This window comes from Gilliamella sp. BG1, assembly GCF_046635625.1.
In the GTDB taxonomy this organism is placed as follows: Bacteria; Pseudomonadota; Gammaproteobacteria; order Enterobacterales; family Orbaceae; genus Gilliamella; species Gilliamella bombi.
The window spans coordinates 22,061-38,676 of record NZ_JBIDFG010000020.1 but is presented as its reverse complement, the minus strand read 5'-3'; the positions used below and the strand labels follow the sequence as shown (position 1 = coordinate 38,676).

The window sequence follows — 16,616 nt, the reverse complement described above, 5'->3', positions numbered from 1 at the left end:
TTTGTAGTAGCTTTTCCCACCGTTTATCTGTTAGCATTGTTCTTGGCATGATGAATCGAGTTATGGTTGTTTTTGGCAGAGTTATTATAACTCACATCATGCCGTATAAAAAATAATCACGAAAGATCAACACTCCCTATTCTTATCATTTGCCACTAACGATATAACCATAAACAATTAATCCCAAAATGATACTTATTGAAACCGTAACGATCATATATTTAGTGCTAGTATCATATTTTTTCATTTCACCAAGTGATAGCGCTTTATTTTTATTTCTTATATGATAATAGTAATACACAGGCAAACCAATTAAGGTGACCACTATTGAAGCTATACCATTTACGGTTTGATAAATTAACATTCCGTAAATAACATATATTGCACCTAACATAGCGATGATAGGAATAATCGGATAACCAATTACTTTATAAGTTCTAGTCACATTCGGGTATTTTCTTCGAGCAATTATTACACCAATGAAAGTTAATAAATAAAATACCCATATGGAAAACATCGATATTTCAGATAGACGATCAGCATCGAGTAACACTGAATAAAGGAAAGAAAAAATAACTAAAACGATAATCGCATTAATTGGTGAGCGACTTTCTTCATCAATAGTACTTAAATAACGTGCACCAATGATAGTCCCTCGTTCTCCCATACTAAAAATTGTGCGAGATAGCGTCATAATATAGCCATTAATGCCGCCTAAGATGGAAATCATAATACCAACTGCAACTAAATTACCACCAAAATGCCCAAACATCCGCTGTGAAGCAACCGCTGAAGTATCATGTCCTAGTGATACCATTTCTTTAACAGGAAAAATTTTGAATAATGCAATATTAATACAGGCATAAACTATAACAAGGAAGATTATGCCTAAAATTATGGCTCGGGGTAAAACTTTCGACGGATTACGAATTTCACCAGCTACCGATGCGACCTGCGCCCAACCGTCATACGCAAATAACGTAGCTAAAATAGCGACAGCGAAAGGCGCATAGCTTTCAATCCCTTGCCCACTAGCACTGAACAATACCATTTGTCCACTACCTTTCCATAATCCAAATATAGCTAATAATAGTATTGGAATAAGTTTGCATATAGTGGCAATAGTTTGCAAATAACCTGCTTTTTTAACACCTACTGCATTGATTGTTGCAATAAACACTAAAACGCCAGCACTCACAGCCATTCGATAAGCATCATTGATATGAAATAATAAGCAAAATACTGAGCTAAAATATCCGACTAGTGCTCCAATAAGTGAAGGCGCAAATAAGACAGTTATCATCCAACCATAAAGGTGAGAAACTTTCGCACCATAGATTTTTTCTAAATATACTAACATTCCACCAGTTCGAGGAAACATGACTCCTAGTTCACAAAGAGTTAAACCACCACAAATAGAAAATACACCACCTATTACCCAAGCTAGCAACGCAAAATTATAATCACCAGCAACTTCTAACACAGCAGGAGGTTTCATAAAAGCTCCTGCACCTAAAACCATTCCAACGACTAGTGATAATGCAGAAACTAAACCAAGATCCTTGCGCAAGTTATTCTCTAAATTATGATCTGCCATGAAGTTCCTCTTGAAACATATAAAATTAATTAGCAAAATTTGATTATGATAGGGATTTATTTATAAAAAACAAGAAAAGATTAACATCATTCACATAAAAACCTCGATAAATCAAATAAATAGTTTTTTGATTTATAAAAAAAGCCAGCATATAGCCAGCTTTTTGAATTACAAATAAGGTTAATTTATTTAGACTTCTGCATTTTCATATCAACAACCATACGACCTCGAATTTTACCTGCTTTCATTTCGTCGATCATATCATTAATATCTTCCAACGGTCTTTTTTCAACTATCGGCACGACCTTTCCTTCTGCACTAAACTGAAATGCTTCTGCTAAATCTTCACGAGTTCCAACCAATGAACCTAAAACTTGAATACCATCTAACACGGTTTTAGGAATACTTAAATCCATATTTTCTGAAGGCAAACCTAAGGCGACCACACGCCCTAAAGGTCGCACTGAATTGATGGCCTGATTGAATGCTGTTTTAGTCACAGAAGTTACAACAGCACCGTGCACTCCCCCTCCTGTGTGTTCTTTAATATAAACGCCCACATCCTCAACTTTTTTAGGATTAACGACCAAATCAGCACCTAGTGTTTTACATAATTCTAATTGGCTATCGCTGTTACTAATAGCAACCACTTTATTATTAAACACTTTTTTACCATATTCAACAGCAAGTGTTCCCAAACCGCCAATCCCAAATACTGCAAGCCATTGTCCTGGGTTAGTAGCAGCCACTTTAATACCTTTATAGGTAGTCACACCAGCACAAGTTACACTTGTTGCTTGTGCTGGATCGAGCCCTTCTGGCACTTTAACCGCATAATCAGCTTTAACAATGCACTGCTCTGCCATGCCTCCATCAACAGTATATCCAGAGTTTAATGCATTACGACAAAACGTTTCTTGCCCAGAAATACAATATTCACAAGTACCACAACCAGCATGGAACCAAGCAATACTAACCCGATCACCAACTTTTAAGCTTTTTACATCTGGGGCAACTTTAATCACAATTCCTACACCTTCATGTCCAATAATACGACCTGGTTTTTTACCAAAATCGCCAGCTGCAACATGAAGATCAGTATGACAAAGGCCACAATATTCAACATCAACTAAGGCCTCCCCTGCTTCTAAAGGACGAATAGGAATATCTTTGATTTCGACTTGACCATCGCACTCTTGCTTAATAACTGCTGCTTTCATTTTTTCTCCTAGGAAATTTTAAAATTAAAATATCATTGGTTTTATTTTAACCTAATCCCACTTAAAAAATTTGAGTTATTTCACAATTTTATTAAATAGCATTGATTACTTAATAAACTATACTAAAACGTAGTCTTTCCTGAAACTTTTTAACAAAATGAGGTGTAGGAATTCCTAACATTGTTTACAGTAATTTGAGAAACGACTGTAATAGATATACATGAACAACAAAACTAACGCCTTATTACAGACAAGCAATATATCGCTGATATCATAAAGAAAAAATAATCATCTGTTATGGTATTAAACGTTTGGTCAAAATTGTAAAATCCATTGAAGATAAATTAAGACTGCAAGCTAAAGGCAATAACAAAACCTATATTTTAGATTATATTTTTTGCAAAAATAATTCAGGATTCTATACCGTTTCAGCATAAAATTATTTTAAATTTAATAAGTTAAAAATTTTCATCGATAAAGCATAACGTTGCTTAAATCATTTATTCAATAAAAAGGTTAAGCCACTATCACATACTGGTTTAACTAACTAAAATTATTAATATTAAACAAAGACATTGATTAAAAAGGTTAAATTTTACGTTAGAATAGTTTATACTCTGTTTGAATTATCGTTTAGGCTGAAAATAGTCAACATAAAAACAATGATATCGCGATAAACCAATAACATAATCAAAAATAGAGGGTATGAATTTTAGGAATAATAAGGAGGAAAAATGTCAAACGAACTTAATCGTCTTTTAAGTCAACTCGGTGACGGGTTTAGTGATTTAATGGCGGGTTTGAGTGGGGTTAGCCATAATCGCTATACCTTAACGGTTGACGGGCTGGGGGCGCCGATTTCGGTTTTGCATATTGATGGTGATGAGTCATTAAACCAGCCTTGGCGTTATGTGATTACTTTTACCTGTACTGATAAAACCTTATCGCCTGATTCCTTTCTTAATCAAAAATCGACCTTCTCCTTTAATCCTGTTATCAATAAACCATTAACTTCCGCTATCCACTCATTAAGTGACTTGCCCACGTTGAGTAATAAACGCACCTTGCATGGGGTGATTACTGAGTTTAGTCAGTTATCGGTCAATAAAGATGAAGCCCATTATCAAGTGGTGTTATCCTCGTGCTTAGCACGGTTGGCTGTGGGGCAACATAATGCCATATTTCAAAATCAAAGCGTGGTCAGTGTGGTTGAAGAAGTGCTACGCAGTCATGGTTTAACGGGCATTGATTATCGTTTAGAGCTAAAAGATAGCTACCCTGAGCGGGAGTTTATTACGCAGTGGCAAGAAAGTGACCTTGAATTTATTCAACGCTTATTGGCCGATGTCGGTATCTGGTTTCGCTTTGAAATGCACGCTGAGCACCACTGTGATGTGATGGTGTTAAGTGATTATGAGCAAGGCTATGCGCAGGTGGCTGATATTGACTATAAACTGCCCAGTGGCATGGCAGATACGGGCGTTGAAAGTGTGTGGGATATCAGCTTGCATAGCGAAGTGGTGGTCTCCTCAGTCAAGGTACAAGACTATAACTACCGTGATGCCCTCGCCGATTTACAGGGCGAGATTAATACCCAACCCAAAGACAGCACCACCTATGGCACTGACTACCGTTATGCCGAGCACTATAAAGGCTTAGATAGCAACGGACAAGAAAACCCGCAAAATAGTGACGATAATCGTGATAATGACAATAACACTCACGATAATCAGATTGAAAGCGGCCAATGGTATGCGCGTATTCGCCATGAACAGGCCATTAGCCAGAAAATTATCCTCAAAGGCAAGAGTAACCACTATAACCTTGCTCCCGGTCAATGGATTAATATCAATGGCAGTCCGCTGGCAGATATCAATGACGGGGTGATTATTTTAAGTGTGCAGGGGCAAGGTAATCGCACTGATGCCTATGAACTCACCTTTACCGCCATTCCTTATCAAGCTTTAAAACCCTATCGCCCTGCGCCCATCCGCTGGCCACAAGTTAGTGGCACATTACCTGCCCGTGTCACCAGTCCCAACCATGACACCTATGGTTATATCGACCCACAAGGACGATATCGGGTTAAATTTAACTTTGATTTAAAAGAGTGGAAAAGTGGCACGGAAAGCTTATGGGTACGTTTAGCTAAACCTTATGCGGGTAACACCTATGGTTTTCACTTTCCATTAATTGACGGCACTGAAGTGGCCATCGCCTTTATGCAAGGCAATCCTGATAGACCATATATTGCCCATGCAATGCATGACAGTGCTCACCCCGACCTTGTTACCACCATCAACAAACACCGCAATGTCATTCGCACCCCAGCGAATAATAAACTGCGCATGGATGATAAACGTGGGCAAGAGCATATCAAACTGGCTACCGAATACGGAAAAACTCAACTTAATATCGGTCACTTAGTTAACGAAAAAAAACAACCCCGCGGTGAAGGTTTTGAACTACGCACCGATGAATGGGGTGCGATTGCCGCCAATAGAGGCTTATATTTAACCACCCAAACCCAGCCTAAAGCGCAAGGCAAACAGCTCGATATGCAAGCAGCGATTGCCCAACTTGAAAATGCCCTCTCCATTGCCAAAGCGCTACAAAATGCCGCCACCCAGTCCGAGGCACACAGCGCCGATACCGACAGCCAAGACCAACTTAAAGCCAACTTAACGCAGCTAACCCAAAGTGGCTTACTAGCCTATGCGCAAGAAGGCATCGCCCTAACTAGCCCTGAAAACATCCAACTATCGACAGCTAACAGCCTGACCTTAACCAGTGAAAACCAAACCGATATCAACGCCTTAAAAAATATCACCCTATCATAGGCTGAAGCGATTGGTTTATTTGCCCAAAAATCAGGGATGAAACTATTTGCCAACCAAGGCAATATCGAGGTGCAGGCCCAAAATGCTAACCTTAATATGGCTGCCAAACAAGATATCAAAGTGGATAGTGTCGATGGCAAAACGCAGATAACAGCAGCAAAAGAAATAACGCTCATCTGCGGTGGCTCTTATATCAAAATCAGCAGTGAAGGCATCGAACTGGGTACACAGGATAATATCTATCTTAAATGTAATGTATTGCAAAAGATGGGACCGGCAACCCAATCTAAAACAATTAGATTAAATTCAAGTGAACTGAATGTAAAACGCTGCGCAGAAACGGATTAAAAATGATTACTGAATTAAATAATCAAAATAACTTTAACAAATATCGCTATTTACTAGTCGATAATTTAGTGGCACTTAATTCAATAAACCCATTGTCACACGACTCATTAGTGAATCAATTTGGTGAAGACAAACTATTTGGTGAACATAAACTCACTCAGGTATTACGTACCGATTTAGATTATGATCCAAGCATATGCCCAACACTAATTAAACTGGCAGAACCCAATGAATTTTTAGACAGTCCGATCCTTGATGAAATTGGTAAACAGGCTGAAATCGAATGTTTTTGGTCAAAGCGTTATATTTGCGCTTATATTGTTAGCCCCCTTAAACCGTCGATATTGGCAAAACAGCTGATAACTATAGGTAATAACATCGCTAAAATATTGCAACAGCCTTATTATCCTTTCTTTGAACCGTTTCGCATGCAATTTTTGCACGAAGTTGCTACCAACCAAGACACCGCATGGCTAAAATCGCAATTAGCTCAAATTAAAAACTATTATTATCCGTCCATTTATGCTGGGCAGTTTATTCGTTTCACGGCCGATAGTGAACTTGAAACGCCAGACCGTTGGAGCACTCAGTATTGTCAGCGCTTAAAAAAACTGAGAATGATTCGAACCCTTGTTAAGGCATGGGCAAATAATCGAACGCAATTTGATGAGCAAAAAAATTTACCACTCCATAACCAAGTCATTTTGCAATCAACGCAACTGGTTGAGCAAGCTTATCAATTAGGTTTAACTGAAGCTACCGATATCTTATTTTGGGGATTAAATGGCTTAAGGTACCAAACCGCTTTTACTCAGCATCCTAACGTGCTTGAACAAATTGCCAAAGCGCAAAAAGCACCGAGCACATTGTCAAAACACATTATTGACGCCAATATTAACCTTGAAAGCCAATTACTTTCTATTAACGAATAAGACAAGCATTAAAGAGTGTAAGATGAAAAAAACAGCAAACACCGCCATAGAAAATAAAGATGAAGCAGCAGGTCATTGCCTTGCCTGTGAACGAACAGGATTACCAGTCTTTTTACTGCGTCAAGCCGTGATAAAAACAAAATTCAATAAAATTAAACAGGTTAACCAGACTTATCAAGAACTGGCGAATTATACTAAAACATTAGATTTTAAACAACGCATGCCAGATGAAGCATTAAAATATTATGACTATGTACTTCGCACTTTGCGTAACGGTTATGTCTATGTAATGCAACAACAAGGTGATGATATTGAGAGCCGAATACTTCATGTGTATGAATGCATTGACGGCGCACTAAGATTAAAAAACTTCCTTGAACTAACTAATACCGAGCCAAGACCATTATCAAAGGCGTGTAAAGATGCTTGCCACACCATTCCAGCCTCGTTTATTAATCTTAATAATAAGGAATTTACGCAAGCTTGGGTGGCTTATTCTTCACAACCTTGGCCTAAAAAGACCCTAGACGATTACCTAAAAGAACAAGATAGCCAAGTGTTATCGCGTTTTACCAAAATTGATATACAAAAACTCAAAGACTCACCGTCTGAGGCAACGGGCAAACGAGCGGTACCGTTTAAAGATATTTTTGGTTATAGTCATGAACATGATGATAATGATAAAAGCAAAGTGCTTGAGTTTCGTTTTGGAGAGCGAGGTCTGGAGAATTTCAAATCAGCACATCCCTTTACCAGCTTAAAAAGCCAAAGGCAAAAATTTGCCAATCACGCAAACCTTCTATATCAGGGCAATAGGCCAATATCTTGTGGTGTAGTACTAGAAGACACCTTCGGTATCGCCGAAGAACTTAACACCCAACGGATATCGCACCTGCATATGTTTAACGAAAAACCATTAACTACAGAAGAAGTGAATTTAGCAGAAGAATTAATCGATGGTTTTGACGATTTAGATAAAGCAACGAAAATCTATGAACAACGAGCAAAAAACATGATCCAGACGATCAACCCGGTATTGAAAAATCAATTTAATTATTATCAACCTGACATGTTTAAAAAGCGGGTAATTTTACAGCTAATGGAGCAGTACCGAACTTCGATTGTAACTTCGTTTGATCGTGAAATCGCTCGCGTAAAAGAAGAAATAAAAAAAGTAAAAAATTCAGGCAATGACACCATCGGCTATAATGGTATTCCAACATCTGCGAGAATGCACCAAAAAATCGGCAAATTGAGCGAAGATAAAACCAAAGTACTGAATGATTTTGATAGCTGTGTAAATCAAGGTAAAGTTGATACCTTCAAAGGGAAATTAGAAACAGCCTATAATGAAGTGGTTGATTACCATAAAGAGTGGTCGCAGGACTACTTTACCTATTTGCGTTGGTTATTTGGTAAACAAGGCATGGTCTCGCAATTTAGCAAAACCAAACCCAAAAGTGTTAACACCAATCATTTTTGGCAACGAGAATTTGATTTTAGCACCGAAACGACGCGATTGGCGCACGCATCAGAAATTGGATCTATTTTAGTCGATACCACTCATTCCGAAATTAAACTCGATCAAGACAGTGCCCTATGGGATGAGCTGCTCAGTAATCCTGAAAGTATCTATTACATCACCGAATATAACAACTCTAAAGGAATAGATCGTGACGAAAAGGTCTATGTAGACTTAAAAACTAACGAATTGATAACACCAAAGGATTGGTTATCAAAAGCAACAGAGTTTATTGGTACAGTTTCTACAGCAATTGCAGAAAAAAAAGGTGATAAAGATATAAACGATAAAAAACGTGTATTAGAAAAAAACAAAGCCGAGCTAGAAGCTAAAATTGAACAAAATAAACAAAAAATTGACCAGCTTGAACAACAAAAAAAACAAATTCCAGTGAGTGATCCTGTCGCACAAGAAAAACTCAGGCGCGAAAAAAAGGCTTATGAAACTAAGAATAGGGAATTAAATAAAAGCCTTGAAGCAGTAAATAAAGAATTATCAAACCTTGCTAATTCAACACAACAAACTCACGCATCAACCAAATATAGTGAAAGTTTACTTAACCGCACGGCACTCAAAAAACAGGCAACACTGGCTAAAGACACCTTACTTAAACCGATAAAATCGCACTGGATGCGGCTTAATGCATTTGATGAACTTGCCAGACTAGGGGCACTACCGGTTGAAATAAACGTGCAGATTAGACCAGAAAATATCGTAAAAATTCAAAATCTATTAACCCAAATGCATCGCGGTTTTTATCATCGTGGTGTCTATCATCCGCACGAGCTTGCCTTTTTAGAAAGTTTTGATATTGATGAAAAGCCAATTAAAACAGACTCGGGCAAAATGCAAAAAGCGAAATTTACCCTGTGCTTTCCTGATAAAGCCAGTAAAGCCTTGTTTGTTGACTTTATCAACGGCACTAATGGCACATTAAGCCCATACAGCTTAAAACAATTTATGGAGCAAAAGTATAAAGATTATTTCAAATTAATCCATAAACAAAAAACACTGCTTGAAAACATAGAAAAAGTCAATCAAGGCAAAGCGTCAATCACTGATAAATTACGCAAAATCAGTGATAAAGCCCTAGAGCGAGCTAAAGCTAAAATAAACGAAAAAATATCAAAAGCAGGAGGCATAATAGACATAGCGCAACATGAATTAGAACGTATCTATAATGAGATAGACTTACAAACCGCTAATCAAAACGTCAAAACGGGGAAAATAACTTTTGGTATCAATCTTGCGGTGAGCGGTATATTAGGCACCCTGACCCTAATAAACATTAGCGATATGCTTAAAGAATGGGATGAAGTGAAAGAAGGTAACGGTGAAACCGAACTAAAAGGGCAAATGCTTAAAGATCTGGTGTCACTGGTACTAACCGGTATCGATTTAACTAACCAATACAAAAATATCAAACTCAATATGCAAATGGCTGAAGCGATTAAAGCAGGTAAAGATGTAACAAAAATAGAAGCTAAGCTTAGGTTCAATTCCATAATTTCTAAAACCGTTGCCGGAGCAACAGCGGCAATCACGGTATTAGAAGCGATTGGCGAGTTAAAAAGTTCGTTTGATATGATGAATATGGAGGATAAAAGTTATCTCATAATGAGGGTAGGAGGAGCATTTATGTTAGGTGGTGGTGCTGTTATAGTAGCATTAGCAGGTTCATGGATAACTGTGATTGTGGGGGCTATTTTAATGATTGGTGGTTCAATTGCGATTATGTTTAGTAAAAAGTACGATAACTATACTGCTATTCAGCACTGGTTAAACCGTTGTTGCTTTGGTAAGCAAGAAGAATTGGACTATTTAGGCTATCAAGCCTATCACGAAGATGAATACAGCACTCACGCGGGTTTTGGCTTAGCGCTCAACGACTATGCGATTATAGTCTATAATATTCAAACCTTTATTCGTTTAAAACCGCTATATCATGCACCAACATCAACACCAATGCCCGATGCCCCAAATCAATTTCAACGGCATATCTATTTTTATTTGGATATTCCCGATTTTGCCAAATACAATCAAAATGAAACTGCAATCGCCATGATTCGCTTATTTATTAATGATTACCCAAATCTAAAAAGCGAGCCAGACCCACTACCCGAAAAATATATCGATCTAAAATACCGTATCACCTCGCAACAAATAGCGTTATTAGCCATCAACAAAAACTATGGTGACCTAAATCTTATTTGGACGGATAAAAAAGCCTATTTCGAAAAGTATGATCGTAATATCGATATACTGACTAGGCTCCCAATACCCGATTATAGTAAAATTGACGAGCCAGACGAATTTACTTTAACCACATCGGCTAATCATATTACTGATAAAACAATAACCAATAGCGACAAGCCAGTTCAAAATGGGCTCATTATCAATAAATGGATCGCCGGCACGATAGGTGTGTTTAATATTGTAAAATATCAAATCATTGTGCAATACAATAACCGTGAAGACGTGCCATTAATCGTGACTAAAAACAGTAAAATTTAAAATAAGGAGCAGAACAATGCCATCACAATATCAACCCCAAATTTTTGGTTGGATAAGCGATTTAGAAAAAGGCGGTAACTATTTAACGGGGGCGGATCAGCGTCTTCTATATGCCAATGATAACTACTGTGCTTTTATTCGTAAAACAAAATCTGATCAGATTTTTTATTTATTTATGTATTTAATTGTGTTAATTTTTTTAATTCCAGCAATCATTTTATGGATACTATTAATTTTTGTATTTAATATTGAAAATGAATCAAAAATAACCATATTAGGTATATCAGCATTTACTATTTGCTGTGTTGCTATTTATCTTGTTATTCCCGAAATCTATCATAATTTGTTCACTCGCAGAGGTAGCCCCATTATTTTTAACCGTAAAACGGGTAAAGTGTATATCAATGAAAGTTATTTTTTTAATTTTAAAGTGTTACGCAATCCGCTAACCTTTTTGCATCCTAATAAAAAACGCATAAAAGAATATGACTGGGCCCATTTACAAGGGGTAGTGGTACATAACTTTTCACGCTCTTCACTCAATACCACCATATTAATGGTGTGCAAACCTCATACCCATAAAACAATCGACCATATATTATTAGACCCATTACGTGCTGGCATAGGCAGTTATCTGGTTTGGGGTTGGGTCAATAACTTTATGTGTGCTAACAAATTAGCAGGCCTAAACGACGGCAAATACAAATGGGAACAAGAAACCCAATTTAAAGAAAAAATTATTAAAGGACAAGGCTGGCCCGAATGGATGGTTGAAGCGTTTAATGCCACATCGCAACAAGAGTTAGCTGAAATTAAACAACGGCACAATATAACGGAATAGCCCAAAAGCTGTTGTAGTTTGGCAAAAATGGGCAAAGAATTATGGCAAGCCCATTTTACCGATATTGAAGAAATCGAAGTGAAAAAAACCGATCCTAACCAGTCAGATAGCCACCTAACGGTCACAACATGGGTAGCGGGCACCTTTGCTTATGATCTAGTAAGTAGCTATCAAATCATATTCTGCAACGATTTCACTACGTGATTTACCATGTTGATAAAGACTGACCATTTGATGTTTAAAATCATCATTGAATGTTCGTTTTTTGCATTTAATCTTATTTATATTAGATCCTTTCTTAGTTGCGATAAGTTTACCTTATCCCTTAAAAAATTTTGGTTGTTTCAAAATTTTATTTAATAGTGTTGATTATTTAATAAGCCATACTAAAACGTAGTCTTTCCTGAAAGTTTTTAACAAAATAAGTTGGATATATCGTTTAAATGAATAAATCTGGCTGGTTTGAATATAAGGTATGTCAGGTAAATGGAAAGTAAGAATAAATTCTTATACTTTCCATTTCAACATATTATTAAATAATAATTAAAATTCTATGGTCATCATTTATTATGCAATATCTTTAGCTATATACTTTTGACTGTTATCCTTAATAAATAAATATAATCCAATCAATGCACCAAATCCAAATAATCCAATAACATAAATAGCTGGTGCCATTTTGCTAACAAAATCACTCAAAAAGGAGATCAACAGAGGTGTTAATCCGCCCGCAATAGCGTAAGCCATGTTAAATGAAAATGATACACCACTATAACGAATTTGGGTAGGAAACACTCTCACCATAAAATAAGCAAAAGAGCCTACAACACCAACACTAAAACCTGCTAAAGAATAAGTAATAAATAAAAGATGTGGGTTATCTAATGATAGATAAAAAATAGCAATAACAATAGTTGCAATAACACAACCTATTAACATCACTTTCCCCATAGCAAATTTATCCATCATCATTCCATAAAATGTACAACTTATAATTAGTCCAATGATAGCTAATATATTTCCTTGCAACGCATCTATCGCTGAATAACCAAATTGCTTTTGTAATAAAATTGGTGTCATTAGCATAATAACCATAATACCAGCAGACAACACCCAAGTGAGTAGCATAGATAAAATAGTTTGAGGCAAATACCCCGTCAATACAGTGAGTACTGGTATTTTTTTAGCTAATTCTTGTTGTTTACGATTTTGCATTTCCAGAAAAATTGGTGTTTCTTTTAACCAACGACGTAAATACATCGCAATCAATCCGAAAACACCGCCAACTATAAATGGTATGCGCCATCCCCAATCAATAAGTTGTTCCGAAGATAAGCACTTATTCATGGCCGTTGAAACTAACGAACCAAGCAAAATACCTAGGCTCAATCCGCTTGTCAATATTCCACATGCCAATCCAATTTTATTTTTCGGTACATGCTCAGATACAAAAGTCCAAGCGCCAGGAACTTCTCCTCCTACAGCTAGGCCTTGACATAATCGCATAAACAGTAACAATAAAGGTGCAAAAATACCAATATTAATATACGTAGGTAAACAACCTATAAATAGTGTTGGTAATGCCATAAGCAGTATACTTAGCGTGAACATCCTTTTGCGACCAAATCGATCGCCAAAGTGGGCCATAACGATTCCACCCAATGGGCGTATTAAATATCCAGCAGCAAAAATACCAAAGGTCTGTACTTGGCTCAGCCAATCAGGCATATCATTCGGAAAAAAAAGGTGACTAATGGTTATAGAAAAAAAGACAAAAATAATAAAATCATAAAATTCTAATGCTCCACCTAATGCAGAAAGCGACAACGTTTTATAATCCTGAGCATTTAAAGTTCTTGTTGGTGTATGGAGTACTTTGTGCATGTTCATCCTTGTAAATTATTGTTTACAAACATTTTAATATTTTTAGCTACTATACTCTAACACTTGCTCTTTTAAAAGAAGATAACGAATCAAGTAATAATTTAGCTCAATCATAATGCCACTACATAACAATTGAATTTATTAAAATTATGCATATCGTTAAAACTAGCACAAATGATTAATAAACAACCAAACAAAAAAACTACAATAACACATCTTACTAAACGGAGAGCTATAAAATGGCGAAAAAATGTATTTCTCGTGGTAAATTTACACGTATGCAGCAGTTATCAAACCAAGATGGTATTATTGCAGCATTAGCGATCGATCAACGCGGTTCAATGGTTAAAATGATGGAATCTGCTGTGGGGAAAGATCGTTATCATATCGATATGGTGTATGAATTTAAAGAACTTGTCTCTCAAGAATTAACTAAATATGTTAGTGCAATATTGTTAGATGAAGAATATGGTTTTAAAGGCATGGCAGCTAAAAATAGCAATGCTGGATTAATCATGTCATACGAAAAAACAGGATATGATGCTAGTACTCCAGGACGATTACCCGATATTTTGCCTGAGGATTCATTACAACGCCTAATAAAAAAAGGTGCCGATGCCGCAAAAGTATTGGTTTATTATAATCCAGATGATCCTCAAGATATTTTAGATAAAAAACACGCATTTTTAGAACGTTTAGGCAATGAAGCTAGAGCTGCTGATATTCCTGTATTTGTTGAACCGATTGTATATGACAATGTGATAACCGATGATAAAAGTCCTGAATTTGCAAAAATCAAACCTCAAAAAGTCATCAACACGATAAAAGAGTTTACTAAAGAACAGTATTATATTGATATTTTAAAAGTCGAAGTTCCCGTATTGTTTAAAAATGTAGAAGGCTTTAACGACAACAATGTAGTTGTTTACACACAAAAACAAGCTGCTGACTATTTTAAACAAGCAAGTGAAGTCGCAACCCGCCCTTTTATCTATTTAAGTGCTGGCGTACCAACAAAAACCTTCCACCAAGAACTTATTTTTGCCGGTGAAAATGGCGCTAAATATAGCGGCATCCTTGGAGGTAGAGCAACATGGTTTGAAGGTGTTGCGGCCTATGCTAATGGAGGCAAAGAAGGTTTAAAACTTTGGCTAGATCAAACTGGTCGTGAAAATGTTGAACATCTCAATAAGATATTAAAACAATATGCAACACCTTGGTACGATATCTATGGTGGTAAAGATAATATTGAAGTGATTGATGTTAAATTAGGTAATTAATTGCTAAAACAAAAAAGAACAGGTTTATTCCTATTTTTCCTGTTCTTTTTTACCCTACGTTTTAGAATTATGATTTAATATCAAACAAAAATAGCAAGATCTGTATTTTTAATTGTTAAATAGCTTTATCAAAAAATAGATCAACTTTACTAAGTTTAGCCATTGATTGTAGGTAATCCTTAATTTTAGATGAAAAAGTTAAGCTTTTAACACACGTCAAATTCCGTAAAACTGGAAACAAACAGATATCATCTAAAGATAATTGTCCATTACATGCATCTGGTGACACAATCAATAACTCAAGTTTATTTAATATAGCAGATACGGCAGACACTAATGAATCCGTTTGCATCAAACATTCATCAAACGATCCCATTTTTTTTGATTTACTATTAACAAAAGAATCGATAGCACTTTGTGTCGCAAACTCAGCTAAACCTAGTTTTATATAACGTGGACACACTAACTTATAATCATATTGTTGCAACTGTTTTATTAAATCTGTGATATCTGACGATCTAGGACCTGTTAAAATGGGTTTATCGCCATAATTGTTATCAACATAATCAACAATGTCTAAACTTTCAGGCATATAGCTACCATCATCTTTTTGTAAAATAGGCACCATTTTTTCACCAATCATACGCTCTGGTGATTGAAAATCATCACTCAATAATACCTGTTTTTCAACCGGTATATTTTTTAGACCAAAAATCATTCTAGCCCTAACACAAAAAGGACAATGCTCATAAATATACAGTTTCATTTTCGCTTCCTTAAGCGTTCAATCGCCCATAATAAAAAAACTAACCCCAAAAATAATAAAAAAACAATACTTGAAGCATACAAAGCTTTGGGATAACCGATTCGTACAACATTAATAAAAGGGTATGGATATTGATTAGTATAATAACCTCGGACAAAAATATAAATGCCATAAGCTAGCATTGATAATATTGATCCTATAATGACATGAACGTTGATGCGTCTAAATGGCCCCCAAATCAGCCAACTTAATAAACCCAAAGCAGGTATAACAGCATGTAAACTTTCGTTAGTGATTTTCATTAATGCATTAGGCGGGGTATGGATACCTCTTAACACTAAATTATACACAATAGCCGTTATAATCACACCAGCCAAACCATTTAAGCGAATAACTTTAAAACTATATCGATTACAATTAGGGTTAACAGATAACCACAAACAACTTAATGCCAGCATCAAATTTGATAACACCGTAAAAAAGCTATAATAATAAATTAATCGGCCTATAGAAGAACTTGGTTGCCAAGGGCGAAACTTTGTATGCCAATAAATATAAGTTTCCATAGCAATAATTGCGATAGCAAACAGTGCTATAAAGAGATTAATACTTCGCTTAACCATAATATAGTACAAAAAATATATAGAATCCCAGTATATAACAATTAATGAAAAATAAAAAAATATAATGTACTCAATCAGTTTATTGAAGAATAACTGTAAAAAAGTTTCAGGAAAGATAGTGTTTAAGTATAAAAATTATTTTTAATAAAGAGTTATATAAATATAAGATCCCACGATATAAACTTTTACAGCTGTTATAAAAAGTAACTTATTGACTAAAACTGCAACTTATTGACAGCTAGTATATAA

At 35.9% G+C, this 16,616-nt stretch carries 12 protein-coding genes; 7 read left to right on the top strand and 5 right to left on the bottom strand.

The genetic code is table 11. The features are described 5' to 3' along the window. Positions 1–145: 145 nt before the first annotated feature. The gene (locus ACGH80_RS10650; RefSeq protein ID WP_411631124.1) at positions 146–1,597 is read right to left on the bottom strand and encodes an APC family permease; all 1,452 of its coding nucleotides are present in this window, start codon (positions 1,595–1,597) and stop codon (positions 146–148) included. Between the two features lie 185 nt (positions 1,598–1,782). Next, positions 1,783–2,817 carry an alcohol dehydrogenase AdhP gene (gene adhP, locus ACGH80_RS10645; RefSeq protein ID WP_174798984.1) on the bottom strand — a complete coding sequence of 345 codons (1,035 nt, stop codon included), beginning with the start codon at positions 2,815–2,817 and terminating at the stop codon, positions 1,783–1,785. A gap of 734 nt (positions 2,818–3,551) precedes the next feature. Here adhP and ACGH80_RS10640 point away from each other — a divergent pair. From ACGH80_RS10640 to ACGH80_RS10615, 6 genes are read left to right on the top strand one after another with little or no spacing between them, the layout of a single operon-like run. Beyond that, positions 3,552–5,657, top strand: coding sequence for a type VI secretion system Vgr family protein (locus ACGH80_RS10640; RefSeq protein ID WP_174798983.1), 2,106 nt, complete (start codon positions 3,552–3,554; stop codon positions 5,655–5,657). A 9-nt stretch (positions 5,658–5,666) separates the two neighbouring features. Then, positions 5,667–6,005, top strand: a complete 339-nt coding sequence (locus tag ACGH80_RS10635) for a DUF2345 domain-containing protein (protein ID WP_411631126.1) — start codon at positions 5,667–5,669, stop codon at positions 6,003–6,005. A 2-nt stretch (positions 6,006–6,007) separates the two neighbouring features. Next, complete coding sequence (locus ACGH80_RS10630) at positions 6,008–6,937, top strand: hypothetical protein (protein WP_411631122.1); 930 nt, start codon at positions 6,008–6,010, stop codon at positions 6,935–6,937. A 22-nt stretch (positions 6,938–6,959) separates the two neighbouring features. Further along, a complete protein-coding gene (locus ACGH80_RS10625; protein WP_411631120.1) occupies positions 6,960–10,973 on the top strand; it encodes a toxin VasX in 4,014 nt (1,337 codons plus the stop codon). Between the two features lie 16 nt (positions 10,974–10,989). Further along, the gene (locus ACGH80_RS10620) at positions 10,990–11,814 is read left to right on the top strand and encodes a DUF6708 domain-containing protein (RefSeq protein WP_411631119.1); all 825 of its coding nucleotides are present in this window, start codon (positions 10,990–10,992) and stop codon (positions 11,812–11,814) included. Positions 11,815–11,832: 18 nt separating this feature from the next. Further along, the gene (locus ACGH80_RS10615) at positions 11,833–12,018 is read left to right on the top strand and encodes a hypothetical protein (protein ID WP_296302064.1); all 186 of its coding nucleotides are present in this window, start codon (positions 11,833–11,835) and stop codon (positions 12,016–12,018) included. Between the two features lie 363 nt (positions 12,019–12,381). Here the strand turns inward: ACGH80_RS10615 and ACGH80_RS10610 are convergent, their stop codons facing one another. Next, positions 12,382–13,698 carry an MFS transporter gene (locus ACGH80_RS10610; RefSeq protein ID WP_202983946.1) on the bottom strand — a complete coding sequence of 439 codons (1,317 nt, stop codon included), beginning with the start codon at positions 13,696–13,698 and terminating at the stop codon, positions 12,382–12,384. A gap of 239 nt (positions 13,699–13,937) precedes the next feature. On the opposite strand from ACGH80_RS10610, the gene ACGH80_RS10605 reads away from it, so the two are divergent. Continuing rightward, positions 13,938–14,978 (top strand): tagatose 1,6-diphosphate aldolase, encoded by a 1,041-nt coding sequence (locus ACGH80_RS10605; protein ID WP_065560449.1) that lies wholly within the window; start codon positions 13,938–13,940, stop codon positions 14,976–14,978. A gap of 115 nt (positions 14,979–15,093) precedes the next feature. On the opposite strand, the gene grxB is transcribed toward ACGH80_RS10605, so the two are convergent. Continuing rightward, on the bottom strand, positions 15,094–15,744 hold the full coding sequence (grxB, locus tag ACGH80_RS10600; protein ID WP_174798976.1) for a glutaredoxin 2: 651 nt from the start codon (positions 15,742–15,744) through the stop codon (positions 15,094–15,096). Further along, on the bottom strand, positions 15,741–16,367 hold the full coding sequence (locus ACGH80_RS10595) for a Pr6Pr family membrane protein (RefSeq protein ID WP_174798975.1): 627 nt from the start codon (positions 16,365–16,367) through the stop codon (positions 15,741–15,743). The genes grxB and ACGH80_RS10595 overlap by 4 nt, the downstream gene beginning before the upstream one ends. Positions 16,368–16,616: the final 249 nt, after the last annotated feature.

Excerpts from the sequence above, each read along its gene's own strand:
- ACGH80_RS10610 (WP_202983946.1), bottom strand. The coding sequence starts at position 13,698 with ATGCACAAAGTACTCCATACACCAACAAGAACTTTAAATGCTCAGGAT.
- ACGH80_RS10620 (WP_411631119.1), top strand. The coding sequence starts at position 10,990 with ATGCCATCACAATATCAACCCCAAATTTTTGGTTGGATAAGCGATTTA.
- ACGH80_RS10640 (WP_174798983.1), top strand. The coding sequence starts at position 3,552 with ATGTCAAACGAACTTAATCGTCTTTTAAGTCAACTCGGTGACGGGTTT.
- ACGH80_RS10605 (WP_065560449.1), top strand. The coding sequence starts at position 13,938 with ATGGCGAAAAAATGTATTTCTCGTGGTAAATTTACACGTATGCAGCAG.
- ACGH80_RS10630 (WP_411631122.1), top strand. The coding sequence starts at position 6,008 with ATGATTACTGAATTAAATAATCAAAATAACTTTAACAAATATCGCTAT.
- adhP (WP_174798984.1), bottom strand. The coding sequence starts at position 2,817 with ATGAAAGCAGCAGTTATTAAGCAAGAGTGCGATGGTCAAGTCGAAATC.
- ACGH80_RS10625 (WP_411631120.1), top strand. The coding sequence starts at position 6,960 with ATGAAAAAAACAGCAAACACCGCCATAGAAAATAAAGATGAAGCAGCA.
- ACGH80_RS10650 (WP_411631124.1), bottom strand. The coding sequence starts at position 1,597 with ATGGCAGATCATAATTTAGAGAATAACTTGCGCAAGGATCTTGGTTTA.
- grxB (WP_174798976.1), bottom strand. The coding sequence starts at position 15,744 with ATGAAACTGTATATTTATGAGCATTGTCCTTTTTGTGTTAGGGCTAGA.
- ACGH80_RS10595 (WP_174798975.1), bottom strand. The coding sequence starts at position 16,367 with ATGGTTAAGCGAAGTATTAATCTCTTTATAGCACTGTTTGCTATCGCA.